The organism is Peribacillus tepidiphilus (assembly GCF_009466385.1).
GTDB lineage: Bacteria > Bacillota > Bacilli > Bacillales > DSM-1321 > Bacillus_BN > Bacillus_BN tepidiphilus.
Genome location: NZ_WIAQ01000001.1, coordinates 82,101 through 106,280 on the forward strand (window position 1 = coordinate 82,101; position 24,180 = coordinate 106,280).

At 38.3% G+C, this 24,180-nt stretch carries 26 protein-coding genes; 1 reads left to right on the plus strand and 25 read right to left on the minus strand.

Going from position 1 to position 24,180, the window contains the following annotated elements:
- Positions 1-69 precede the first annotated feature (69 nt).
- The 14 genes from GD441_RS00430 to GD441_RS00495 form a co-directional block, all read right to left on the minus strand.
- Positions 70-1,254 (minus strand): pyridoxal phosphate-dependent aminotransferase, encoded by a 1,185-nt coding sequence (locus GD441_RS00430; protein ID WP_153122552.1) that lies wholly within the window; start codon positions 1,252-1,254, stop codon positions 70-72.
- 18 nt (positions 1,255-1,272) lie between these two features.
- Positions 1,273-1,749 carry a cell wall elongation regulator TseB-like domain-containing protein gene (locus GD441_RS00435; RefSeq protein ID WP_153122554.1) on the minus strand — a complete coding sequence of 159 codons (477 nt, stop codon included), beginning with the start codon at positions 1,747-1,749 and terminating at the stop codon, positions 1,273-1,275.
- Positions 1,750-1,764: 15 nt separating this feature from the next.
- Positions 1,765-1,935, minus strand: a complete 171-nt coding sequence (locus GD441_RS00440) for a YpmA family protein (protein WP_153122556.1) — start codon at positions 1,933-1,935, stop codon at positions 1,765-1,767.
- A gap of 352 nt (positions 1,936-2,287) precedes the next feature.
- On the minus strand, positions 2,288-5,080 hold the full coding sequence (gene dinG, locus GD441_RS00445) for an ATP-dependent DNA helicase DinG (RefSeq protein WP_191992057.1): 2,793 nt from the start codon (positions 5,078-5,080) through the stop codon (positions 2,288-2,290).
- Between the two features lie 349 nt (positions 5,081-5,429).
- Positions 5,430-5,816, minus strand: coding sequence for an aspartate 1-decarboxylase (gene panD / locus GD441_RS00450; RefSeq protein WP_153122560.1), 387 nt, complete (start codon positions 5,814-5,816; stop codon positions 5,430-5,432).
- A 62-nt stretch (positions 5,817-5,878) separates the two neighbouring features.
- Positions 5,879-6,724 carry a pantoate--beta-alanine ligase gene (panC, locus tag GD441_RS00455; protein ID WP_153122562.1) on the minus strand — a complete coding sequence of 282 codons (846 nt, stop codon included), beginning with the start codon at positions 6,722-6,724 and terminating at the stop codon, positions 5,879-5,881.
- Complete coding sequence (gene panB / locus GD441_RS00460) at positions 6,721-7,557, minus strand: 3-methyl-2-oxobutanoate hydroxymethyltransferase (RefSeq protein ID WP_153122564.1); 837 nt, start codon at positions 7,555-7,557, stop codon at positions 6,721-6,723. Before panB ends, panC begins: the two co-directional genes overlap by 4 nt.
- A gap of 273 nt (positions 7,558-7,830) precedes the next feature.
- On the minus strand, positions 7,831-8,811 hold the full coding sequence (locus tag GD441_RS00465) for a biotin--[acetyl-CoA-carboxylase] ligase (RefSeq protein ID WP_153122566.1): 981 nt from the start codon (positions 8,809-8,811) through the stop codon (positions 7,831-7,833).
- Entirely contained in the window at positions 8,796-9,992 is a 1,197-nt protein-coding gene (locus GD441_RS00470) for a CCA tRNA nucleotidyltransferase (RefSeq protein ID WP_153122884.1), read from the minus strand. The genes GD441_RS00465 and GD441_RS00470 overlap by 16 nt, the downstream gene beginning before the upstream one ends.
- A complete protein-coding gene (gene bshA, locus GD441_RS00475; RefSeq protein WP_153122568.1) occupies positions 9,992-11,137 on the minus strand; it encodes an N-acetyl-alpha-D-glucosaminyl L-malate synthase BshA in 1,146 nt (381 codons plus the stop codon). The genes GD441_RS00470 and bshA overlap by 1 nt, the downstream gene beginning before the upstream one ends.
- A complete protein-coding gene (gene bshB1 / locus GD441_RS00480) occupies positions 11,134-11,847 on the minus strand; it encodes a bacillithiol biosynthesis deacetylase BshB1 (RefSeq protein WP_153122570.1) in 714 nt (237 codons plus the stop codon). Before bshB1 ends, bshA begins: the two co-directional genes overlap by 4 nt.
- Positions 11,840-12,259 carry a methylglyoxal synthase gene (gene mgsA / locus GD441_RS00485; protein WP_153122572.1) on the minus strand — a complete coding sequence of 140 codons (420 nt, stop codon included), beginning with the start codon at positions 12,257-12,259 and terminating at the stop codon, positions 11,840-11,842. The genes bshB1 and mgsA overlap by 8 nt, the downstream gene beginning before the upstream one ends.
- A 13-nt stretch (positions 12,260-12,272) precedes the next feature.
- Positions 12,273-13,073 carry a 4-hydroxy-tetrahydrodipicolinate reductase gene (gene dapB, locus GD441_RS00490; RefSeq protein WP_153122574.1) on the minus strand — a complete coding sequence of 267 codons (801 nt, stop codon included), beginning with the start codon at positions 13,071-13,073 and terminating at the stop codon, positions 12,273-12,275.
- 1 nt (position 13,074) lies between these two features.
- Positions 13,075-13,422, minus strand: a complete 348-nt coding sequence (locus GD441_RS00495; RefSeq protein ID WP_153122576.1) for a nucleotide pyrophosphohydrolase — start codon at positions 13,420-13,422, stop codon at positions 13,075-13,077.
- A gap of 202 nt (positions 13,423-13,624) precedes the next feature.
- On the opposite strand from GD441_RS00495, the gene GD441_RS00500 reads away from it, so the two are divergent.
- Positions 13,625-14,497 (plus strand): YitT family protein, encoded by an 873-nt coding sequence (locus GD441_RS00500; protein ID WP_153122578.1) that lies wholly within the window; start codon positions 13,625-13,627, stop codon positions 14,495-14,497.
- A 242-nt stretch (positions 14,498-14,739) separates the two neighbouring features.
- Here GD441_RS00500 and GD441_RS00505 read toward each other — a convergent pair whose 3' ends face one another.
- The 11 genes from GD441_RS00505 to aroA all read right to left on the minus strand — a co-directional run bounded on the left by GD441_RS00505 (position 14,740) and on the right by aroA (position 24,176).
- Positions 14,740-15,417: a zinc metallopeptidase gene (locus tag GD441_RS00505; RefSeq protein WP_153122581.1), complete on the minus strand. Its 678-nt coding sequence runs from the start codon at positions 15,415-15,417 to the stop codon at positions 14,740-14,742.
- Between the two features lie 56 nt (positions 15,418-15,473).
- Entirely contained in the window at positions 15,474-16,265 is a 792-nt protein-coding gene (gene ypjB / locus GD441_RS00510) for a sporulation protein YpjB (RefSeq protein WP_153122583.1), read from the minus strand.
- A 107-nt stretch (positions 16,266-16,372) separates the two neighbouring features.
- Positions 16,373-16,966 (minus strand): lipoprotein heptaprenylglyceryl N-acetyltransferase LhaT, encoded by a 594-nt coding sequence (gene lhaT, locus GD441_RS00515; RefSeq protein ID WP_153122585.1) that lies wholly within the window; start codon positions 16,964-16,966, stop codon positions 16,373-16,375.
- A gap of 142 nt (positions 16,967-17,108) precedes the next feature.
- On the minus strand, positions 17,109-17,870 hold the full coding sequence (locus GD441_RS00520) for a menaquinol-cytochrome c reductase cytochrome b/c subunit (protein WP_153122587.1): 762 nt from the start codon (positions 17,868-17,870) through the stop codon (positions 17,109-17,111).
- A 53-nt stretch (positions 17,871-17,923) separates the two neighbouring features.
- Complete coding sequence (gene qcrB, locus GD441_RS00525; protein WP_153122590.1) at positions 17,924-18,598, minus strand: menaquinol-cytochrome c reductase cytochrome b subunit; 675 nt, start codon at positions 18,596-18,598, stop codon at positions 17,924-17,926.
- Between the two features lie 3 nt (positions 18,599-18,601).
- Positions 18,602-19,108 (minus strand): QcrA and Rieske domain-containing protein, encoded by a 507-nt coding sequence (locus GD441_RS00530; RefSeq protein ID WP_153122592.1) that lies wholly within the window; start codon positions 19,106-19,108, stop codon positions 18,602-18,604.
- Between the two features lie 152 nt (positions 19,109-19,260).
- Entirely contained in the window at positions 19,261-19,734 is a 474-nt protein-coding gene (locus GD441_RS00535) for a YpiF family protein (protein WP_153122595.1), read from the minus strand.
- A 253-nt stretch (positions 19,735-19,987) separates the two neighbouring features.
- On the minus strand, positions 19,988-20,539 hold the full coding sequence (locus GD441_RS00540) for a ReoY family proteolytic degradation factor (protein ID WP_153122597.1): 552 nt from the start codon (positions 20,537-20,539) through the stop codon (positions 19,988-19,990).
- Between the two features lie 37 nt (positions 20,540-20,576).
- The gene (locus GD441_RS00545; RefSeq protein WP_338091680.1) at positions 20,577-21,854 is read right to left on the minus strand and encodes a tetratricopeptide repeat protein; all 1,278 of its coding nucleotides are present in this window, start codon (positions 21,852-21,854) and stop codon (positions 20,577-20,579) included.
- Positions 21,855-21,899: 45 nt separating this feature from the next.
- Positions 21,900-22,775 (minus strand): hypothetical protein, encoded by an 876-nt coding sequence (locus tag GD441_RS00550; protein WP_153122600.1) that lies wholly within the window; start codon positions 22,773-22,775, stop codon positions 21,900-21,902.
- A gap of 120 nt (positions 22,776-22,895) precedes the next feature.
- Positions 22,896-24,176, minus strand: coding sequence for a 3-phosphoshikimate 1-carboxyvinyltransferase (gene aroA, locus GD441_RS00555; RefSeq protein WP_420849631.1), 1,281 nt, complete (start codon positions 24,174-24,176; stop codon positions 22,896-22,898).
- Positions 24,177-24,180 lie beyond the last annotated feature (4 nt).

Below are 24,180 nucleotides of genomic sequence, written 5' to 3' on the forward strand. Positions count from 1 at the left end.
TAAGATTCTCTATTCTCCCTAAAGAGCAAAGAAAGCCAAGCATTCCATTGGATGCCAGGCTCTCATTCTTTATTTTCTTTTAGATTCAATAAAGCTATGGATGCGTTCCACTGCTTTTTCAAGCTGATCTAGAGAAGTTGCATAGGATAGACGGATATTATCTGGAGCACCAAAACCTGAACCTGGAATGACCGCAACCATAGCCTCTTCTAGAAGAGCAGTCGCAAAATCATCCACATTGCTATATCCAGTCATTTTTGCTGCCTCTTTTGCATTAGGGAACAAGTAAAATGCACCTTGAGGCTTTAAACAGCTAATACCAGGAATGGCTGTTAGTTTTTCATAAATAATGTTTAATCTTTCTTCAAATGCTTGTCTCATTTCTTCAACAGCATCTTGTGGTCCTTCGTATGCAGCAATGGCTCCGTATTGTGCCATTGTGGTAGGGTTCGAGGTACTGTGGCTTGAAAGATTCGTCATCGCTTTAATAATTTCCTCATTTCCTACAGCATAGCCAATTCTCCATCCTGTCATGGAATGAGACTTTGAGACCCCATTAATAATAATGGTTTGTTCTTTAAGCTCTGGTGAAATTTCAGCAATGGATACATGCTTGTTTTGGCCATATACTAGTTTTTCATAAATTTCATCCGAAACGATCAATACACCTCTTTCAAGGCAAACATTTCCAATCGCTTCTAATTCCTCTTTTGAATAGAGCATGCCTGTAGGATTGCTTGGAGAATTAATAATAACAGCTTTTGTACGATCTGTTATTGCCTCTTTCAGCTGTTCTGGTGTGATTTTAAATGAATTTTCTTCTTTTCCTTCGACATAAACAGGATTTCCACCTGCTAATTTTACTTGTTCTGGATAACTTACCCAATAAGGAATAGGGATCATGACTTCGTCCCCTTCATCCAAGATGGCTTGAAACAATGTATATAGAGCATGCTTGGCACCTGAAGCAACAATTACCTGTGATGGTTTATAATCCAAGCCTTGATCTTGTTTTAATTTTTGCACAATCGCTTGCTTTAATTGCGGTAATCCGGCAGAAGGCGTATATTTCGTATGACCTTCCATCATGGATTTTGTAGCAGCATCGATAATGTGCTGAGGTGTATTAAAATCAGGCTCACCTGCTCCAAGACCGATTACATCGTGACCTTGTGCTTTAAGTTCTTTTGCTTTTGCAGTAATTGCCAATGTTGATGAAGGTGTGAGCGACATGACTCTTTTTGCCAGTTTCAATGTACTTTCCCCCTATTCCTAAATGCTTTTATAAAATTTTAGCCATTCCCCAGTTTTATAATCAAAATAATAATAATTATATTTCCCGTCTCGATCTTTATAGGTTACTTCCCAAATTGGAATGTTTTTTTCCATTCCCGGCTTAATGGAAATGATTTCATAAGGCTTTAATTCATTTTGCACCATTTTTAAGATTTCTTCTTTTGATTTACCAAATGAATAGCTTTTTTGGATGATTTTTTTTTCTTGATCTTTTGGTATCCAAACGGTTTTCTTTTCACCATCGCTCGTCTTTCCAACAATCACATAATACGTTTCACGACCATTATATAAATAAAATTCCTCAACTGTTGAAATATCTGCTGCTCTTTTGGCTACTTTTGCTGCATAATTGTAATATTCTTTTCTTTCTTGCATCCCTTGAAGGTAGCTATTCATGACAAAGCCAATCATACAGCATATGAAAATCGAAATGATCACGACCCATTTTTTCAATATCCTTCACACTTTCTATGTACGATAAATCGTGAAAATCGCTTTTTCTTTATTTTCCTGATCAAGGGCTAGCCCAAACATTAAATCCCGATCCTTTAAAGTTCGGTTTAATAGATCCACCACTTTATATAAATCTGGTGAATTTTGGATTTTTACTGTTGATAAAACTTCAATCTTGCTTTCCATTGATTTCCTCCTGCTTTCAGAAGAATTTGTTAATCATAATGATTCAACCTACGGACACAATAGTAATACACAGAAACCTCTATACTATTATAACAGGTATATGGCTGTAAGGATAATGTTTGATTAAATTTTTAACAAAAAGTGAATGTCAAAAATTCTTGCTGTTTCAACTACAATTACCTTCTAACCCACACACATTTGCAGCTAATAAAGCTGCTTTTTTTAATGGTTATTTTGCAAATCTGGTCTTGTTCTTATTTCATCATTATTATTGGTAACCTTTACGTTGATTCCTGTACAGATCCGTCATTTCATGTAAATGTTTCATCCATTCTAAATCACGGATTTCGTTTTAAAGCCAGTTTTGGATTTGCTCCTTCATTCTTTCTAACGAAACAAGCTCGACTTCGATTGGTGGAATGGATTTAAGAAAATCCTTGCCATATGAAGTGGTAATAATGCGCTTGTCCATAACAATAACAATTCCTTTATCATCTTGCTTTCGAATAAGTCTTCCAAATCCCTGCTTAAAACGAATAATGGCTTCCGGAAGTGAGTAAGTAGAAAATGGATTTTTACCGTTTTCTTTTAGATTCCTGCATCTTGCTTCCGTAATCGGTTCAGAAGGTGAGGAAAACGGTAATCTTACAATAATTAATAATGAAAGCTGCTCACCTGGTAAATCGATTCCCTCCCAAAAAGAAGAGGTACCTAATAGTATGGATTTCTCATAGCTTTGAAACCTTCTTATGAGCTTCGCACGACTACCGCCTGTTACACCTTGAGCCAGAATAGAAAAATCAGACAGGTCATCTTTTTCTTTTATGACTGAATAAGTGGCTCTCAACATTTCATATGAATTGAACAGGATAAGAGCTTTTCCATGAGACGATCTTACAGCAGTAGAAATGTGCATTCCCATAACTTTTACAAACTTTTCCAAAGAAACAGAGTTTATTTCAGGAATTTCTGATGGAATTAACATTTTCACCTGATTTTTGTAGGAAAATGGTGATGGATAGTTCGTGGTCTTTATTTGATCGTCGTTAACGCCTAATAAGTCTTTTACAAAAGTAAAGGAGCCTTTAACGGTTAATGTTGATGAAGTCAAAACCACACTATTCTGATGTTTAAAAAACCTCTCATGTAATTGAGAGCCTGCATAAATAGGCTGTGAAAATAAGCTAATGCCATGATGGGAGCTGTTCTTGTTATATTCAATCCAATAAATCCTTGACTTTTTCCGATTAAGGAAAAAATCAGAGATTTGACTTTTTATAGAAGAAAGATATCCTCCGAGCATATTCATTTCACTTAATGTCAGAAGGACGTTTTTTGTAAGCTCTTCTTTTTTATCCATTATTTTATCAATTAGGCTACTGATAGATTTCGTAAGCAATGAAAGAATATGAACGACCCTCTCAGCCCCTACTACGACAGCACTTTCTTCTCTTTTACTCCATTGAAGTTTGTCTATTTCAAAAGAAGATTTAGTAGTTGCTTCCCCTTTCATGTGCTTATAAGCTAGTTGTGAGATCACGACAAACAATTGATCTAACTCAAAACCTAAGTCTTCGATCAATCCATCAATATCTTTGGCGGCTTGCTCATTTTCACCTAAATTCTTAAGCATTTTCCGGACTTTATAGGATAGTTGCTTTTGGTCGTATTCACCCCAGGTATTCAACATCATTTTTACATAGTCATACTCAATCGTATTGCCTAAAAATTTCAAAGCCGAATACTCTAGCTGATGTGCTTCGTCGATCACAATATAACCATCTTCTAACAATGGATCGTCCCCGCTAAGCCAATCATTCAATAAATAGGAATGGTTTGTGATGATCAGATTGGAATATTGGATCCGTCTTTTAGCCAATAGGAAAAAATCCTTTTCTAACCAAGGTTTTTGAAGCTCTGGAATAATATAATCATCGCTTTGAAGCTTTTCCCAATATAGCTCTCCCCCACTGGACAGATTTAATTCATCCTTATCCCCCGTTTCAGTAAAGGTTAACCAAACTAAAATTTGCATTTTGGCAAGAGCAGAATCGTAATGATCCTCTTTTGAACGAAGAGACCTTTCAAATTTGGCAAGGCTTAAATAATTCGTTTTTCCTTTTAAAACTGAAACATCGATGCTAAAGGGGAGCATTTCTCTCAGCTTTGGAATCTCGGCATGTAATAGCTGATTTTGAAGCTGTAGTGTGTATGTACTGATTACAACCTTTTTATTTGTCAGCTTAGAAAAATATGCCGCCGGGATTAAATAGGCCAATGTTTTTCCTAACCCAGTTCCTGCTTCAATCAGGGCTGTTTTACTTGTACTGAAGGCTTCATATACATCATCCATCATGTTGAGCTGCCCCGGTCTGTATTCCACACTTGAGAAAGCTTTTTGTAACAGTCTAATCTTTTCTTCTTTTGAAACAGGATAAGCAATCGGCTCTTCCATAATCTGAACAGGTTGAGAAAGCTTTTTCAAGGCGATTCCCCGAAACACTTCTATATCTTCCCGATATGGAATGTCTCTTTGGATTCTCTCAGTTAATAGATCCAGTAAAAGCTCAGAAATCTCACTTTTGAGAGACAAAGATAAGCGATATAATTGTTTGACGGTTACAAGAGGCAGCCTTTTCAAATCTTCGGTTAATTTTATAAAAAGCATCGCCGTCACATAAGCATCACTATCTGCTCGATGTGGTCTGTCATGATAAAGCCCTTCTGCCTTCGATAAAAGGGATAACTTATAGCTATCAGCTGTCGGCCTGATGATTCTAGCTAATTCGACAGTATCAATTGTTGGTCCGTAAAAGCCTTCCGCTCCACAATTTTTTAATTCTTCTTGTAAAAAAGACAAATCGAACAGTACATTATGCGCAACAAAGCATGCATCTTGGAGCAGGGAAGATATTTGATCTGCTACCTCTTGAAATGTAGGAGCATCTTTTACCATTTCATCATGAATGCCAGTAAGCTCTTCGATAAAATGAGGAATTGGAATACCAGGATTAATAAAAGTGGAAAACTCCTCTGTAATCTTACCTTCTTCGACTACCACGGCAGCAAATTGTATGATCCGATCTCCTTTTTTAGGAGAATTTCCTGTCGTTTCCAAATCAACCACTACGTATCGTTGCGCCATTCTGTACACCTCTAACTCTAAATTGCTACTCATCTATTCTATAGTATTTCAATTCGGAAATAAAATAGAAATGCGGAAAGCGCCCGCTTAGCTCTTGTTAAATGAACGTCGACTAAAAGCTGCCACGTCCTGTGGCAAACGTCGACATCACGACATCCTGTCGAAGCAATGTTCTTCACCCGAAGAAGTCCAAAGACTTCGCAGGGGGAAGGTTATTTTACCCGAAGAGCTGGCGCTTGGAGCTGGACAATAGAAATGCGGAAAGCGCCCGCTTAGCTAAGGAATAAAAAAGTACCTAGTCTCCCTATTTTAGCCTTTATGAAGGGAAATTAGGTACTGCTTAACTGTTTTACATCATCACAGTAGCTTCCGGTTCATACGAAAGCATTTCCTTGATTTTGTTGTTTTCATCCATAATCGCCACTTTTGGCTTGTGATCCTTTGCTTTTTCCTCTGGAACAAGAACATAGGATATGATGATTACGATATCATCCGGTTGAACAAGTCTGGCAGCAGCGCCATTTAAACATATTACGCCACTTCCTCTTTCCCCTGGGATAATATACGTTTCAAATCGAGCACCATTATTATTGTTAACAATCGTTACTTTTTCATTGGGCAGCATACCGACAGCATCTAAAATATCCTGGTCAATCGTAACGCTGCCAACATAATTTAAATTTGCTTCTGTTACACGAGCACGATGTATTTTTCCGTTCATCATCGTTCTAAACATGATCCATTCCTCCTAATGACTGATCAACTATTTGCACACTTTGTTTCAGAAATGCAGCGTGGTTATACGTTGATGATTACATTGTCTATTAATCTAGCTTTTGTGAATTTCACCGCAATGGCAAGAATGATTTTTCCTTTCAGTTCTTCGAGTTTTTTCAATTCTGGGTAAGAATAGATTTCAACATAATCGATTTCCCCTGAAGTATGTTCTTGTATGTGCTTTCGAACAGCTTCCATCACTTTTGCTGGATTATGCTCACCGTTTTCAATAAGCTCTTTTCCTTTAAGTAAGCTTTGGTACAGCTCCTTCGCTTCAAAACGCTCTTTTTCAGATAAATATACGTTTCTTGAGCTTTTCGCTAATCCATCTTCTTCCCGTACAGTTTCAACAGGGACAATCTCCAGCGGAAAATTGAAATCCCTTACCAGCCCTTCAACAACGGCTACTTGCTGGGCATCCTTCAGGCCGAAATAAGCTTTATGTGGCATTACGATGTGAAAGAGCTTTGTTAATACGGTTGCTACTCCATCAAAATGACCTGGTCTTGATTTACCGCATAAAACATCAGTACGGTCAGTTACCATCACTTTTACCGACATGTCATTCGGATACATTTCCTGAACTGTTGGATAAAAAATGTAATCGACCCCAGCTTCTTTCGCAATTTTTTCATCTCGTTCAATATCTCTTGGATAACGGTCGAAATCTTCATTGGGTCCAAATTGTAACGGATTCACAAAAATACTTAATACAACAATATCATGATGTGATCTCGCTTCGTTTAAAAGCTTTTGATGTCCTTCATGTAAATAGCCCATCGTGGGAACAAATCCAATAGATTTCCCACTGGTTCTTATCTCGCTAACTAGACTTTGCATTTCTTTGGCTGAGGTAATAATGTTCATTTTTTTCCTCCGTATAATACTGAAATCTCCTGTTCATTCATGGTGAATGTATGTTTCTCTTCTGGGAATTGAAGCTGTTTCACTTCACTCACATACTCCGTAAGAGCCTTGTAAATTTCATCGTTGACGTTCCCATATTTTTTCACAAATTTTGGAACACGGTCTACTCCGTAATTCACGACATCATGGAATACAAGGACCTGTCCGTCTGTTTCTTTTCCGGCCCCAATTCCAATCGTTGGAATCGAGAGTTCTTCTGTTACCATTTGGGCTACTTGATAAGGTACGCATTCTAATACAAGAGCAAGCGCTCCGGCTTCTTCGCATTTTTTGGCATCCTCTAGCAATTGTTTTGCCGCTTCTGCATTCTTACCTTGTACCTTATAGCCGCCAAGTACTCCAACGGATTGCGGGGTCAGTCCCAAATGAGCAACAACAGGGATTCCAGCCTTTGTCATGGCAGAAATTCTATATAATACCTCATCAGCCCCTTCGACTTTAACAGCGTCTGCTCCGCCTTCTTGAATCAGTCTGGCTGCATTTTTCAACGTTTCATCCACAGACAAGTGATAAGACATGAACGGCATATCTGTCACGACAAACGTGTTTTTGGCTCCTCTTTTAACAGCCTTTGTATGGTGAATCATATCTTCGATTGTGACTGGGATCGTTGATGCATATCCGAGTACAACCATTCCTAAAGAATCGCCGACAAGAATCATATCTACCCCTGCTGCTTCCGCTAGCTTCGCAGATGGATAATCATATGCCGTCAGCATCACAATTTTTTCGCCTTGCTCTTTCATTTTTAAAAATTGACTAGAAAGCTTCATCTATTCTTCCTCCTTTTTTGCAGAGGAGACGAAACGGTTCTTTCGTATTGATGGAAACATACAAAAAGGATCCTTCTAAAGGCAGAAGGATCCTAATGATGTCATAAGTTTCATCCCTCTGTCCCGGTCCAAATTTATGGATCTAGGCAGAACTATTTTTTAGCGTTCGTAAGTAACGGTGCAGTTCCCGAAAGATACTACCCAAGGTTATTATACAACATTCAAATTATGAATACTATCTTAAAAATCTGACTGTTGACAAGCACTCGGATTCTACAAAATATCAATGTCCGCAGAATAGATGGAATGAACGATGCCTTCTCGATCTTTCACTAACAAAACTCCTTCATCCGTAATCCCTAATGCTTGTCCTCTAATCACACTTTGCAAGGTAGTGGCAGTAATCTCCTTGCCGATCGAGATCGCGTAGCTTTCCCAAAGCAGCTTAATCGGTGCGAATCCTTTTTGTAAATACATTTCATATAAGGTTTCAAGCTTGAGCAGTAATGTCTGTACAAAAGAAGAGCGTACCTGTTTTTCACCGGTCTCGATCATCAATGACGTAGCTTTTTGTTGAAGTTCTTCTGGAAAATCCTCTTTTGACTGGTTGACGTTGATTCCCATTCCAATAATGACGGAATGGATCCTGTCAGCTTCGGCTTGAAGCTCGGTCAAAATACCTGTTACTTTCTTACCGTTGATGAGAACATCATTCGGCCATTTGATTTGCGGTGTTACATTTGTCGTGTCCTCCATGGCTTGGACAACAGCAACAGCTGCCAATAGGGTAAGCTGAGGAGCTTTATGAATCGGGATATTAGGCTTTAGTATGATACTCATCCAAATGCCCGTATACTTTGGAGAATGCCAGATTCTTGACATTCGACCCTTCCCCATCGTTTGTTCGTCCGCTATAACGATGGTACCTTCAGGAGCTCCTTCGTTTGCTAAAGAGTGAGCAATTTTTTGCGTCGAATCCAAGCTTTCGTAATAATAAATTTCTCTGCCAAGCGTTTTGGTTTTTAATCCTAAACGAATTTCATTTTCTGTCACTCTCTCAGGAGCTTTGTTGATCCGATACCCCTTTTTCCTGACAGCCTCCAGTTCAAAGCCTTCTTTTCTCAGCTCTTCAATGTGCTTCCATACAGCTGTTCTTGAACAGCCAATATAATCTGCCATCTCTTGTCCTGAAATAAACTCTCCCTTATGTTTCGAAAAAAGCTCCAGCATTTTTTTTCTTACATCCGTTTGCAATTTTCCCACCACCGCTTAATATCGCTCAAACTGTTTTCAACTTGACCTTCTAAAACACCGTCCAATATGAAGTTTAATTCTTCCTTCACCCAAGGACCGCCTTTTTTCTTTGTCCAATCCATCAAGTCTTTTCCAGATACTGCGAGCTCCTTGATCGTATGAATGGAAAGACCGTTCCACATTTTTTGTAATACATCTAAAGAAGACTCAAGCTCTTTATTTTTCAATACGCAGTAAAGTCTTTCAATCCGTTGTGCCCTTGTTAAACCTTGTTCAAAGAGAGAATACCTTGTCAATATTTCATTCTCTCTTTTTCTAACTCCTTCTAAAATCAAATGGATTTCCTTCATTTTCTTAACGGGAAGCTTCCATTTTCTTAGAAAATCATTGGTTTGTGTTACAGACAGCACATAAAGCAGCAATGCCCATCTTTCCTCAACGCCTTGTAGTCTAGAAAAAGGATCATTTGAAAACTCAAGCAGCGCAGCATCCAGGTTTTTTAATCCTGGCAAATATTCATGTAATCTTCCCTCAATTGCTAATTTCAGAGCATTAGTAGCTTCGTTCCCCAGAAGCAGCTTTTCAAATTCAGACCTGATTCTTTCCACTGCGATATAAGAGAGAAGGTGTGCATTTTTCTTTAATGATTGAAACGTTTCATGATCTATTGTAAACCCTAGCTGGCTTACAAAGCGGATGGCTCTCATCATCCTCAGAGCATCCTCGTTGAATCTTTCATCAGGATTTCCGACAGTCTTGATCTTTTTTTCCGATAAAGAACGCTTCCCTCCAAAAGGATCGATTACTTTCCCATCTTTATTCATAGCGATTGCATTGATGGTAAAATCTCTTCTTTTTAAATCTTCCTCTAGAGACCTAATGAATTCTACTTTTTTTGGATGGCGATAATCCTCATATTCACCTTCGGCACGATATGTCGTGATTTCATAGCCTTCTCCTTCATGAATGACTAAAACTGTCCCATGTTCAATCCCTACATCCACTGTTTTAGGAAAGATCCTCTTGATTTCATCGGGAGTGGCTGAAGTGGCAATATCAATGTCATGGATGGGCTTGCCAAGGATATAGTCCCTCACAGAACCTCCAACGAAAAATGCTTCATAGCCAGCATCCTCTATTTTTTTCATTACTGGATAAGCCTGCATAAATTTTTGATCCATCACGATTCGTAACCCTTTCGAGGATTCATTACATCATAGTAAATTTCTTCATATTGAGAGATTATTGTACTTGATTTAAATTTTGATTGAACAGTACGAACGGCCGCGTCTGAAAAGGATTGATGCAGTACTGGATCGCTCAACAGGGCAATAGATTTTTGACTAATATCTTGAATATCACCCAATTCGCATAAATACCCTGTAACACCATCTTCTATTACTTCAGGAATCCCTCCGATATTGGTACCAATGCAAGGTACACCACAAGCCATTGCCTCCAGCAAAACTAATCCGAAACTCTCTTTTTCAGACAAGAGAAGCATTAGATCGCTTATCGAATACAATTCTTCCAGATTATCCTGCTTCCCTAACAATAATACGTGCTGATCTAATCCTAGCTCTCTCACAAGCTTGCAAACAACTATTATCTCTGGTCCATCTCCAACAAGCAACAGCTTAGAGGGAACTTTTTTATGTATATGGGCGAATGCAGACACTACATCCCTTACCCTTTTGACAGCCCTAAAATTGGATACGTGGATGATGACTTTTTCATCATTTTTAATCCCAAACTCTTCTTTTAAATGGTGTGAATCGATCTTTTTATAGATGTTTTCATCAATGAAATTGTAGACCGTTTTAATTTCTTTATCGGGTGCAATCAATTGTTCTGTTTGTTTTACTAACGATTTGGATACAGCCGTTACACCATCTGATTTTTCGATCCCGAATTTTATTAGCTCAGTTAATGAAGGATCATAGCCTAAAACCGTTATATCCGTTCCATGAAGCGTGGTCACAATTTTTACATTGTTGCCGATCATTTGCTTTGCCAGGATGGCGCAAACGGCATGAGGAATGGCGTAATGTACATGAAGGATATCAAGCTGTTCCCGTTTCGCTACTTCTGCCATTTTACTTGCCAGTGCTAAGTCATATGGCGGATATTGAAAAACGGAATATTGATTGACCTCTACTTGGTGATAAAAGATATTTGGATACATTTTTTTTAGTCGAAATGGCATGCTTGATGAAATAAAATGTATTTCATGCCCTTTTTCAGCTAGCAGCTTACCAAGTTCCGTTGCCACAACCCCCGAACCGCCTACTGTCGGGTAGCAAGTTATTCCAATTTTTAGCTTCATAATGTTTCACCTAACAAATCATGTGTAAGCACAAGTGGTTTTTTACTTAAAAAACCTTCCGCGTATTTCACGCCAGCTTCTTTTCCGAACAACCTTTCTCTTGCTTCTACACTTTCTATATAACCATTAACTAACGGTGTCTCATAGGTTGTTTCGTTTCTTTCGAATTGGCTTTTATAAGCTCTTAAACTTTCGAGCTTTGATTCCATCTCTTCCGAAATGTCGATTAAGAAATGAGGCTTGTGAAAGCCGTTTATCATATAAAAGAACAAATTCTTGATCCGGTGAGGCGGTAGGTTTTCCGGATCTTGATATTTTCTGACTGCAGCGGAAAAGGCAGCCTCTTCAACTAAACGTGCACAATTCCCGTGATCTGGATGACGGTCCTCAAAATAGGGCACGAAAATTAAAGTAGGTTTGTATTTACGGATTATCGACGTTATTTTAGCAATGTATTCTTCTTTCATAAAAAGTCCACGATCTGGTAAATCTAAACAAACCCTTTCCTCAATACCTAAAATATCTCCCGCTATCTTTGCCTCTATTTTGCGGTTTTCAACTGTACCGTTTGAGGACATTTCAGCCTGGGTCAAGTCGCAGATCACAATTCTTTTACCTTGTTTGGCATATTTTGCGATTGTGCCTGCCATGCCAATTTCAACGTCATCGGCATGGGCACCAAAGGCAAGGATATCTACTCTATTACTCATTTTTTTCTCCGTTTTTTCTTCTAATAATATTTCTCCAGTTAAGGTCTCCTCTTTTCAGACCGTGTATAAGCATTTCAGCTGTACCCATATTGGTAGCTAGCGGAACAGCATACACATCACACAAACGAACGAGAGCTGTGATATCAGGCTCGTGAGGTTGAGCGGTTAGAGGATCACGGAAGAAAAACACCATATCCATTTCATTTCTGGCAACCAACGCTCCAATTTCCTGATCCCCTCCAAGGGGACCTGATTGAAAACGATGAATTTTCAGCTTTGTCGCCTCATGGATTTTTAATCCTGTTGTACCAGTAGCGAATAACGTGTGTTCTGCAAAAATGTTTCGATAAGCTGTAACAAATGTGATTAAATCTTCTTTCATACGATCATGTGCAATTAATGCGATATTCATATTGGCCTCTCCTTTAATCGAGGATGTTTTCTAGACCATACACTAATACGTCAAGCTTCATTACATTTTCAACAGCCATTTTCACGCCAGACATAAAGGAGGCGCGATTATAGGAGTCATGACGAATGGTTAGCGTCTGTCCTTCTGCACCAAATATGACTTGCTGGTGAGCAATTAAGCCCGGTAGACGAACACTGTGGATGCGCATCCCTTCAATATTGGCTCCTCTAGCCCCACTATGTGTTTCTTTTTCGTTCGGATGACCTTGCTGTTTTTCTTGTCTCACCTGAGCGATCATATCCGCCGTTTTAACAGCTGTCCCAGATGGAGCGTCTAGCTTCTTATCATGATGTAGCTCAATAATCTCTACATCCGAAAAATACTTTGCTGCCATTTGAGAGAATTTCATCATGAGAATAGCCCCAACAGCAAAATTTGGAGCTATGATGCAGCCAAGCTCTTTTTCTTGGCATAATCTGTTAAGCTCTTCTAAATCTTCTTTTGAAAACCCCGTCGTTCCAACTACAGGTCTAACTCCGGATTTTAGAGCAGTAACAGCGTGTTTCATCCCCACTTCCGGAGTCGTTAAATCAATTAATACGTCCGGACGTAATTCATGCAAACATTCCTCTATGTCTGAATAAATGGGAGCAGAGATTCCGTTAAAACCGTCCAATTCCGAAAGATTGCCTCCGTTATTTTTACGGTCTAACACGCCTACCAATTCAAAATGCTCTGTGTTATGTACGAGAGATACAGCTTCTTGTCCCATTCTCCCTCTTGGACCTGCTACAACGATTTTTATTTTTTTCATCTTACTCCAATCCTTTCCCTTCATCTATTCTTGTCCATCGATTTTTATCTCGCGTATAAAATTTCTTCATAACGAGATCATGTGCCTCTTGTAAATCAATGTTTAATGAGTTCGCAAAGCAAATCAGAACAAAAAGCAGATCTCCAAGCTCTTCGATTATTTCTTTTTCTGTCTCGCTTTCTTTTTTTGGCTTTTCCCCGTAATAATGGTTAATTTCCCTTGCTAACTCACCCAGCTCTTCTGTCATTCTTGCAAGCATGGCAAGCGGGCTGAAATATCCTTCTTTAAATTGACTGATATATTGGTCCACTTCTTTTTGAAGGGCTTTCATTGTTTTTTCCTTATTCATCTAATCATCCTTTTAAAGGTACTGTTTACTCTTACATGTTAGCTAAAACGAAAGGTTATGACAAATGTTTTTCATCTTTTATAACTCGTTTAAGGAATTTGATTAAGACCATTCGTTTTAAGAGGTGTTGCTCCTTGCTATTTACTTCCTTTATAATTATCAACATTAACGACTGCAATATAAACATATTGGAGGAACATTCATGATTTATGGTCTTAGATTAAAAAATATACTATTTATTTTGCTGGGGTCCTGCATTTTTGGATTTGGACTTGTACATTTTAATATGCAAAATAATTTGGCAGAAGGTGGATTTACCGGCATTACACTCATTCTTTATCAGCTTTTCGATATTAATCCATCTTATACCAACTTAATTCTAAACATCCCGTTATTTTTTATTGGCTGGAAATTCCTCGGTAGAAATTCTTTTCTCTATACAATGATTGGGACAGTCGCTCTTTCATTCTGGCTGTGGATTTTTGAACGCTATCAATTTGAAATCAATTTACATAATGATTTGATGCTAGTAGCACTATTTGCTGGAGGCTTTATCGGAATTGGATTGGGAATCATTTTCCGTTATGGAGGCACAACTGGCGGCGTGGATATAATCGCAAGGCTTGCTCAGCAATATATCGGATGGAGCATGGGAAAGACCATGTTTTTGTTTGACGCGGCAGTTATTACGTTATCATTGTTAACATACTTAGATTACAGAGAAGGAATGTATACTCTTGTCGCCGTTTTTGTTGGTACAAGAGTCATTGACTTTATGCAGGAAGGATCCTATTCTGCAAGAGGAGCCATGATTATCAGTGAAAGAAATGATGAAATCGCTGATAAAATTATGAACGAAATGGGCCGAGGCGTTACTGTTCTAAAAGGATATGGCTCCTTTACTAAGAATGAACGGGAAGTCCTGTACTGTGTTGTAGGAAAAAACGAAATTGTTCGATTAAAAAATGCCATTACCTCCGTTGATCCACACGCATTCGTTTCCGTCACATTTGTCCATGATGTATTAGGTGAAGGGTTCACTCTTGATGAAAACAAAAATCCGATCGAGCGATAAAAAAAGAGGAAAGTTTATCCTGACCACTTCACGAAAAAAACCTGTGCAAAAGCACAGGTTTTAGAGTGTAGAAAAAGTATATTTCATGCACTTTCAGACTGATTGAAAACGCTTGTCAGTCGAGGAATGAACCCGTGCGAGGAGCGGAGTTACCATAGACGGTAATGAGCACCGGAGGAGGGTTCGTGACGAAGAATGCGAGCGTTTGTCAACAGTCTGAAACCTGTGCAAAAGCACAGGTTTTATTCTTCTCTTGTCATACCCGTATATATAAGGATAAGACGTACTAATTCAAGAACCGCAACTGCTGCAGCAGCAACGTATGTTAAAGCAGCAGCGTTTAATACTTTTTTCGTTTCCCTTTCTTCGTCATTTCGAATAATTCCTGATGCAATCACTTGATCCATCGCACGGCTTGATGCGTTAAACTCAACTGGCAATGTGACAACCTGAAATAGCACAGCCGAAGCCATGAAAATGATTCCAAGCAATAACATACCAGATGCCTGAGCAAAAATTCCGATCATAATTAGAACCCAAGCAAAGTTTGAACCAATACTAGCAACTGGAACAAGAGCATGTCGAAATCTTAAAAAAGCGTAATTCTGCTGATCTTGAATCGCATGCCCGACCTCATGAGCAGCTACAGCTGTTGCAGCTAATGAGTGACCATGATAGTTTGCAGAAGAAAGTCGGACCGTTTTTGTACGAGGATCATAATGGTCACTTAAAAAACCTCCCACTTCTTCTACACTTACATGGTACAACCCGTTATCGTTCAATATTTTTCTAGCTACTTGTGCACCAGTCATACCTGAAGATGAATATACTTTTGAAAATTTTTTGTATGCACCTCTTACCTTTAATTGGGCATAAATCGGTACTAAGATGATTATGGCAAGATAGATTAAGTAACTCATTTTGACCTCCATGGATTCAATTGGTACTTTAATTGTAAAAATTCTGCAATCATCTGTCAATGATTGTGCTCTTTACCGGTTTTTCCTTTTTCTTTATCCCCTTTATATTTTCTCCAACCTACATAAGATAATGTGAGGATAATAATACTTCCTGTTGAAATGATAACCCACCAGAGGGAAGGATCACTTTCATCTTCCGTCATTTCATCAAAAATCGACTCTAAGTCCGTTTGGAGCGCTTCCAGTTCTTTTTGACTTGAGCTTTCTGCAAAAACAAGTCGACGATATTGGTCAATATAGTTGATTCTTGCATCTAGCTTTTGGATCTTTTCTGGTTTCACATCAACCTTCAAGCTAGGATAGATCACATCATACTGTATCAAAAGCTTATTTACATGTTGGTGGAACTGATCAGAGTCCCTGTCTTTTACAGCTTGTTTCGTTGCACTAAAAGTTTGCATAATCTGTCCTTCCATCTCTGTCCATAATGGCTGATGGAAAGAATACACTGCATCCATCACGAGTCGCAATTTAGTAGCTGCATTTAGTTTTTTCTCGTAGCTTACTTGCTCATCCTGGACGGCTCCAAGCGCCTCATTATGGGCTACAGTAATAATTCGTAATTCATCCATACTAAAAAGCTTTTCTTCCGAAGTCATTTTCAGGAATTGATCGGAAAAGTACTCTAATAATTTTTCTGATTCGTCATATCTTTTGATTTTTACCATTTGAAGTGCTTCATCCGAAATCTCATCTAGTTTTTCTAGTTTCGAAGAGGAATCAGCGAAAGTAGTGGAAAACGGAATGAAAACGATAACGATTGCTATGAATAGTATTTTTTTTAACATACAACTTGTCCCTCCTCATTTCTCTATTAAAATGTATGAGAAGGTGGACAAGAGTAGACCAAGGAACTAATGAAATCTAGTACTATTTTTTATTGATGGTGTTTCAATTAAACGACGGTCAGTTGAAGGTTATTTCCTTTCTTTGCAACAAAATATGAAATGCCAATTGATAGAATACTTAACCAAAACGTAAAATATCCAATTTCATTCATATATTTGCTTAACTCTCCATACCAGGGCATATATCCAAAAACGTAATCGATGATTTCGTTATGTAAAGTAAATATTGAAGCAACTGCAATATGCCATAGTTTTATCCGATAATAAGGCGTGTAAACGATCCCTTGGACGGCCATTGCAAAATGTGATGCCATTAGCATATATCCTGTCCAGTGAAGATGACCGGCTTCATAAAGGGTAAATAAGTTCATCACAACCGCCCAAATACCGTATTTAAAGAGAGAAATCACAGCCAAAGCTTCAAATAATCCTAAATTCCTACCTATCAGAATTCCTACTAGAGCCAAAACAAAAAACAAACAAGCAGTTGGACTATCAGGAACAAAAGGCAAAAAAATAGCTGGCGTTACTGCTAGCTGATGTTTGTACCAATAATATCCATAAATCGTTCCTAAAATATTTACCACCAAAAGTAGCCTCACTACTTTTCTATGACCAAAATAACGATAAATCCACACAATATTTACCTCACTCCATCTTTTTATATGTATATATTACCTTGGTTTGGTTTATTTTCCAAATAATACTACCCATCACCCATAATTAGTCGTGTTCTCTCTAAACAAAAAAACTGACGGTAAACCGTCAGTTTTTTGATTATTTTTATTCTAGGCCAGCGATGAATTCTGAAAGCTGTTTCAACTCTTCATCTGTTCCTTTAAATAATCCAGCAGGCATACCGCCTTTACCTTCTTTTGCAATCTTAGCAATGTCTTCAGGAGCTAAACCAGTACCGATTAGCTTAGGAGCAGCCGCTCCACCAGTAAGTTCAGCACCATGACATCCGATACATCCTTGTGCTTCATACACTTTATAACCAGGATCTTCCTTGTCAAATTCTGCACCCTTGACGATTTGTCCCTGAGCTTTTGCAGCCTCCCAATCGTGAGTAACAACAGAATACCAAGTTAGGTAGAAAATGCTTGCAATAGCAAGAAGCATAAATCCTGTTGCGAACGGGCGCTTCGATGGACGACGATGAGGTCCACGGTCAATGAATGGAGCAAGTAACAATGCTCCGAATGCTAGCCCAGGAATTACCATCGCTCCGATTATGTTGTAAGGACCTGAAGCATAAGTGTACTTCAACAATTGATAAAGGAATAAGAAATACCAGTCCGGTAATGGAATATAAGCAGTATCAGTAGGATCCGCAATTCTCTCAAGCGGAGATGGATGCGCTACAGTCAAACATAAATATCCCACAAGGAAAACCGCTCCAACCATCCATTCCTTTAAAAGGAAGTTAGGCCAGAATGCTTCTGTTTTCCCCGGATATTCCGAATAATCCTTCGGAATATTAGGCTTGCGTTCTGCAGGAACACGCGAGTCTCCTACGAACTTCATACCTTTTCCACGATGCATGAGAGTCCCCTCCTTTGTAAAAGGTTCGTATTAATCTTTCAATCAGTTCAATTTTATAGCGGACCAGAAATTCCTTGCTTACGTATCATTAGGAAGTGTGCTCCCATTAATCCAAGCAACGCACCCGGCAGGAAGAATACGTGAATCGCAAAGAAGCGTGTCAACGTTTGAGCTCCTACAATTGTTGGGTCACCCGCTAATAAAGTTTTAACAGCTCCACCGATAAATGGAACAGATTCTGCAATTTGAAGACCTACTTTGGTCGCAAATAGCGCTTTCATATCCCACGGTAATAAATAACCAGTGAAACCAAGACCTAACATTACGAAGAAAATTAAAACCCCAACAATCCAGTTTAACTCGCGAGGTTTTTTGTAAGCTCCTTGGAAGAACACGCGTAAAGTATGTAAAAACATCATCACAATTACTAAGCTAGCTCCCCAGTGGTGCATACCGCGGACAATTTGTCCGAATGCAACTTGGTTTTGTAGATAATACACGGATTCCCAAGCGTTTTTAATATCTGGCACATAATACATCGTTAAGAACATACCAGACAAAATTTGAATGACAGTTACGAAGAATGTCAATCCACCAAAGCAATAAACAAACGCAGAAAAGTGATGGGCTGGGTTTACATGCTCTGGTACTTCATGGTCAGCAATATCTCGCCACAAAGGCGTAATGTCTAAACGCTCGTCAACCCAATCATAAATCCTGTTTAACAATTATTACGCCCCCTTATGTGGTTTTACTGTACCCAAGTAAAGTATTCCGTCTTTTACCTTGTGCTCGTACATATCTAACGGCCCAAGAGGCGGAGTTCCTGGAACATTCATTCCATCTTTTGTGTACAAGCCATAGTGACATGGACAGAAGAACTTGTTTGGATTGGACTTATCCGTATTCCAGTCAACGGTACATCCTAAGTGCTTACAAACTGGAGATAGTGCAACAATCTCACCCTTGTCATCCTTGTACACCCAAGCAGTTCTTGTTTCTTCGGACTTATACCATGCGTCTACTTGCTCCACAGTGAAGTCAACACGCTGTGGTTCAGTTGTCAATTCACTTTCCTTCATTTTAGTAGCGACAAAATCCCCAGCATCCTTAGCTTTTAATACAGGATCCACTGCAAATCTTACCATCGGCATTAGCATACCTGCAGCCATGAAACCGCCTACACCAGTGAGTGTATAGTTCAGGAATTGACGTCTTGAAACTCGATGTTTGCTCATATGTTTTCCCCCCCTCTATCGTAATGCTTTAGTCCAACGGACATAAGTTAGCAACACTCTAAAACTAGGACATTACAATGATATATCAATAATTGGATAAGGTCAATATTCAGATAAATTAAAAAGATGTCAAAGATGTGTCTATTCAAATATTATTCCTTATCAATTGATCCTCTCCATTTTTGAATGAAAATAGCCATAATTTGTTTGACCTGGTCTTCTATTACAGTTTTTTTATAGGAATCATCCATATGCTCCAATGGGATCGAAGGTGTCCACATAAGAGAGTCCTCTAATTCTTTTTCTAAGCTTTTCCATTCTGCATCAGATGTTAGAAAAAATACATGGCGAACACCTTCATCAAGAAGTCTTTTCTTAAAGTCTTGTACCAATTCCTTTTTAAGAGACAAATCCCAATCAGTTAGATACGTAAATGCAGGCAATAACAAGATTCTTCCTTTAAATTGTCTTTCCATTTCATTGGTTAAGATCGTCATAAATTCCATACTAGAAGCAGACTGCTTAATACCTGTTCCGAAGCTGAGCGGAGTAAGTGGTACAAGGGCTGTGTCGACATACTCTTTTGAACTTAGGAACATATCCAAATCCTTAGGCAACCATTTCATTTTATACACCTCAATTCGTTTTAGGCTTTGTTCACTCGCATTATGCTCATATTAGAAATGTCCTAATAACAAAGCCAAATATTATTATATTCTATTACATAAAAAGGTTTAAACAGTTTCTTTAATCTTTCCAGACTATAATGACAGTGCTATTGAATCTTTAAACAAAACAAAAAAGGATGAATCAAAGCCCCCTTGAAGTCCCAACCCAGCCAGGTGGGAGTAAGCTTTTGTATCCATCCTTTTACACTTCTTAATGGTACGTTTTATTTAATTTCTTTAACTGCTCTGAGAGATTTTTGAAGGCTGCCTCATCTTGCTCATCCAATGCCTGATCGATTTCTTGTAAAAGCTTTTCTCTTTGGAAAGAAAGCAAAGATTGTGCAAGAAGCTGTTCGACAATGATTTTATCTTTTTCATTGCGAGAGGTTGTTTTTGGAATGTAAGGATTTTCTTCAAGTACTCCAGCATATTGATGAGAAGAATAGGAAGAGCGGAAGTTCAACTGGATATAAATTTCCTCATCACGGTTCAACCTTATGTCATGAAATGATTTTTCAGCATCTGTCGTCATGACATTTGATTTGTAAAAACGAAATGGAACTTCATCTACACAATGGGTGGACATAACCAGTCCGCGTGGACAAAACTGAGCCTGCTCGACAAAGTGGACTTTTTTCATTAATTGATCATGACTCATTAAATAATTTAAAATCCAAACGCATTCTCTTCTTTTTAACTGATAATGATTTAAAAACCAGCGAATAAATTCTTTCTTTTCATCCACAGAAACAGGGGCAGTCATCTTTATATCCCTCCTCTGTATTTTATTTTCGAACCTTTTAAAAATTTTGCTCCTCATCCAGACGCTCCATCAGCATTAAGTATTCCTCATTCGTAGGATCTTCCTGAATCAGCTTACTAAATATTTCTCTAGCCAGTTTTCTGTTTCCTTCTTCCAAGAGAAAATATCCATAATCATGAAGAAATTCCATGTTGTTTTTAAAAGAATTATATGCAGAACTATAATACTTTAATGCCTCTGAATAATTTTCTATTTTCTGATATGCAACTGCTAGCATCCAATCGAATTGTGGGTCATCTTCTCCATATTTCTTCACATTTTCAATGGTTTCAATGATTTCTTCGTATTTCTCTGTATGATGGAAATATTTCGCAAGAGTTAACGCCGCTTCTAAATAGCCAGGATCCATAGCTAACGCTTCCCTAAAAAACGAAACTGCTTCTTCTTCCTTCTGTAATTTAAGAGAAAGCTTTCCAGCTTTACAATATAGCTCTTTATTAAACTCATCTTGCTTCAAACCATCTTTAACCGTTTGAAAGGCGAGATCCAATTCCTCAAGATGCTCATATGAATCTGCAAGCGGCAAATATAGGGAATGAAATTCATGGTCCATATTTTTTAATTCTGTCAGCTTTTCAATTGCAGTCTTATAATACCCTGCTTGATAAGCGGTAAAACCGTATTCAAAAAGTGTATTCAAATCCGTTTTCTTTTGAAGAGCTTTTTCGTAAAAAGGTAAGGCTTCTTCAAAGCTTCCCATATTGCTGAGAGCTTCTGCTATGCGCTGATTTACATTGACATCTGCAATTTCTTCATTTTCTTTTAGTACTTTTTCATAGTACTGAATAGCTTCTTGAAATTTTCCCTGGTCATAGCTTAATTCTCCAAGTGCAAAATCAATAATTGGTTCATTCGGAAGTATTTTTTTTGCATGTAATAGCTTTCTTTCTGAAACTTCCAACAAGCCTTGTAATTGATAAAGATCTGCTTCCAATAAAAGGACGCTTGGATAGATTGGGTCGTCTTCTGAAACCTTCCCCAGCAGTTCGAGAGCTTCATCTTCTTTGTCTAATTCTACATATAGCTCTGCCAAAGATAAGATTATTTCACCCTCATTTGGGTATTTTTTAAGTAAATAATTATATAATGGGATAGAATGTTCAATAAACCCTAGACTTGAAGCTTCTTCAGCAAGATATAAAAGATCCTCATCATTTGGATTTTGTCTTAATAGTTTTTCTATATTGGTTGCTGCTTCCTCTAATTGATTATTTGTTAATTGCTGTAAAATTTTATCTGCTACATTCATTGCCATTCAATCCTATCTCCATTTCATTTTATATCGAGTAGTAAAAAAGAGTTAGTTACTGCAAAAGAATCCAGGTACCTGGATGGTTAATCTTTGACCCTCACAAATACTAAGATCCATCCATTTCCCTGCTCGGACAACCTTGTTTTTTATTATCGTATATACTATTTTATCATAAGTTGGGATACCATTCTGAATAGAATGATTCCAATCTTCCTTCGGATAAAGATTATAGTTTATTTCACCACCTATACGTAAAACTCCTTTTCTTGGATACAATCCAATTTTTTTCATTAAGTCATATGTAATAGGAGCCTCTACATGAATAGGATGGGAATTATGAGAAATTCCCTCTTGCTGCAGGACATGCTGCCAAACTTTTAGGATTTCATCCTGCCTGTCAACCTCTGAAATGAAAGGGATCAGTACAGAATTATAAGGAAAAAGACTTTCCTTTATCCGGCCCCACGGAATAGAAGTCAGTTCATAAGACTCTTCCACCTTTACAAGGATGGCGGGGATTTTTTTATTTTTGCAAAAACGGATTAAATTGGTGTTAAGAAGACGTAAGGGAAGTACGATAACGATACAGTAATCGAGAGGGGGTGATTTAAGTTGATTTACGAGCTCTTGATACTTTTTCTCAGCTTCATACTCAAACGAGATTTCAAATGGTACAAGCAAAGTATCGCTGCCTCTTTTGATTATTTCCTTACTATAAGAAATGGGATCGACCAATAATTTAGCAGGATCACAAAAGCATGCTGTTGTGGGAGTCATAATATAATGATCGATATTATTTCGAAAACCCTTTATTTTGCTCACAGGAGTATACATGCTGTAAATACTGTTTTTCCTAATGACTAAATTTGTTTCCTGTACAGCTTCCCCTTGGTATATGGATATATTTTCCATTACATAGGTCATAGTTTGTCCCTCCTAACAAGGTATAAACCAGACTATGTTGGAAGATTAGAAAATATTCCTATTTCAAATGAAAAGAGTGACTTACTTGATTTAATAAAATCACGTAAATCACTCCTTTGATCAATTCATCAAGCTTGCTAGATGCTCATAAAACTCTGGATAAGATACAGAAACAGCTTCAGGATTTTCAAGTTCAGCGTCCCCATCCGTTAACAGAGCTGCGATAGAAAGCATCATTCCAATTCGATGATCACCATAGCTATTAACCTTTGCACTTTTTAACGGAGTTTTTCCTTGAATAATCATTCCATCATCGGTAGCAACAATGTTTGCCCCCAATTTAGAAAGCTCGGAAACAACCGTTTCAATTCGATTCGTTTCTTTCACTTTTAGCTCTTTAGCATCCTTAATCACTGTTGTACCTTCCGCTTGTGTTGCCATCAAAGCAATGATCGGAATCTCATCAATCAATCGCGGAATTAGATTCCCGCCAATCTCTATTCCTTTTAGAGATGAGGATTTTACGATAAGATCCCCAACAGGCTCTTCTTTTTCATTCGTTTGTTTTGAGATAATTGTAACATCTGCCCCCATCTGTCTCAGCACATCAATAATCCCTGTACGACTCTCATTCAATCCCACATTTTCAAGTTTGATTTCACTGTTTGGTACAATACAGCCAGCTACAAGGAAAAATGCTGCCGATGAGATGTCTCCTGGAACAAGAATGTCTGCGCCCCTCAATTCTTGCCCGCCTTCTATCGTGATGGAAGCGTCTTTTATTTGGATATTGCCGCCAAATGTCGAAATCATCCTTTCCGTATGATCTCTTGTTTTCACCGGCTCAATCACGGTAGTCGTTCCTTCAGCGTATAGTCCTGCAAGAAGGACAGCGGATTTAACCTGAGCGCTTGCCACTGGAAGCTCATAGGTTATTCCATGTAAATTTCCACCTCTAACAGAAACAGGAGTTTTCCCTCCATTTTCTCTCCCATCAATGAGGGCTCCCATTTGACGTAATGGTGTGACAACCCTTGTCATTGGTCTTTTTGCAATCGATTCATCGCCGGCAAGAACAGAAAAGAAGTTTTGCCCTGCCAAAATTCCCATCATAAGTCGGATTGTGGTTCCTGAATTCCCTACATCTAAAAGCTCTTGAGGCTCTCTTAACCCGTATAGGCCCTTTCCATAAACCGTCACATCTGTCTCGTTTCTTTCTATTTGGATCCCAAGTCGTTCAAAGCAAGAAATGGTACTGAGACAATCGGCACCAGCCAAGAAGTTTTTAATGGTTGTCTTTCCTTCTGCGATTGCCCCAAACATAACTGCACGATGAGATATAGATTTATCTCCGGGTATTTGAAGTACACCGTTCAGTCCTTTTGTACTTTTTTTCAGCAGCAGA

Coding starts and splice junctions, on each gene's coding strand:
- GD441_RS00440 (WP_153122556.1), bottom strand. CDS start 1,935: ATGGAAAGCAAGATTGAAGTTTTATCAACAGTAAAAATCCAAAATTCA.
- dinG (WP_191992057.1), bottom strand. CDS start 5,080: ATGGCGCAACGATACGTAGTGGTTGATTTGGAAACGACAGGAAATTCT.
- panD (WP_153122560.1), bottom strand. CDS start 5,816: ATGTTTAGAACGATGATGAACGGAAAAATACATCGTGCTCGTGTAACA.
- panC (WP_153122562.1), bottom strand. CDS start 6,724: ATGAACATTATTACCTCAGCCAAAGAAATGCAAAGTCTAGTTAGCGAG.
- panB (WP_153122564.1), bottom strand. CDS start 7,557: ATGAAGCTTTCTAGTCAATTTTTAAAAATGAAAGAGCAAGGCGAAAAA.
- GD441_RS00470 (WP_153122884.1), bottom strand. CDS start 9,992: ATGGATCAAAAATTTATGCAGGCTTATCCAGTAATGAAAAAAATAGAG.
- bshA (WP_153122568.1), bottom strand. CDS start 11,137: ATGAAGCTAAAAATTGGAATAACTTGCTACCCGACAGTAGGCGGTTCG.
- bshB1 (WP_153122570.1), bottom strand. CDS start 11,847: ATGAGTAATAGAGTAGATATCCTTGCCTTTGGTGCCCATGCCGATGAC.
- mgsA (WP_153122572.1), bottom strand. CDS start 12,259: ATGAATATCGCATTAATTGCACATGATCGTATGAAAGAAGATTTAATC.
- dapB (WP_153122574.1), bottom strand. CDS start 13,073: ATGAAAAAAATAAAAATCGTTGTAGCAGGTCCAAGAGGGAGAATGGGA.
- GD441_RS00495 (WP_153122576.1), bottom strand. CDS start 13,422: ATGAATAAGGAAAAAACAATGAAAGCCCTTCAAAAAGAAGTGGACCAA.
- GD441_RS00500 (WP_153122578.1), top strand. CDS start 13,625: ATGATTTATGGTCTTAGATTAAAAAATATACTATTTATTTTGCTGGGG.
- GD441_RS00505 (WP_153122581.1), bottom strand. CDS start 15,417: ATGAGTTACTTAATCTATCTTGCCATAATCATCTTAGTACCGATTTAT.
- ypjB (WP_153122583.1), bottom strand. CDS start 16,265: ATGTTAAAAAAAATACTATTCATAGCAATCGTTATCGTTTTCATTCCG.
- GD441_RS00520 (WP_153122587.1), bottom strand. CDS start 17,870: ATGCATCGTGGAAAAGGTATGAAGTTCGTAGGAGACTCGCGTGTTCCT.
- GD441_RS00530 (WP_153122592.1), bottom strand. CDS start 19,108: ATGAGCAAACATCGAGTTTCAAGACGTCAATTCCTGAACTATACACTC.
- GD441_RS00535 (WP_153122595.1), bottom strand. CDS start 19,734: ATGAAATGGTTGCCTAAGGATTTGGATATGTTCCTAAGTTCAAAAGAG.
- GD441_RS00540 (WP_153122597.1), bottom strand. CDS start 20,539: ATGACTGCCCCTGTTTCTGTGGATGAAAAGAAAGAATTTATTCGCTGG.
- GD441_RS00545 (WP_338091680.1), bottom strand. CDS start 21,854: ATGGCAATGAATGTAGCAGATAAAATTTTACAGCAATTAACAAATAAT.
- GD441_RS00550 (WP_153122600.1), bottom strand. CDS start 22,775: ATGACCTATGTAATGGAAAATATATCCATATACCAAGGGGAAGCTGTA.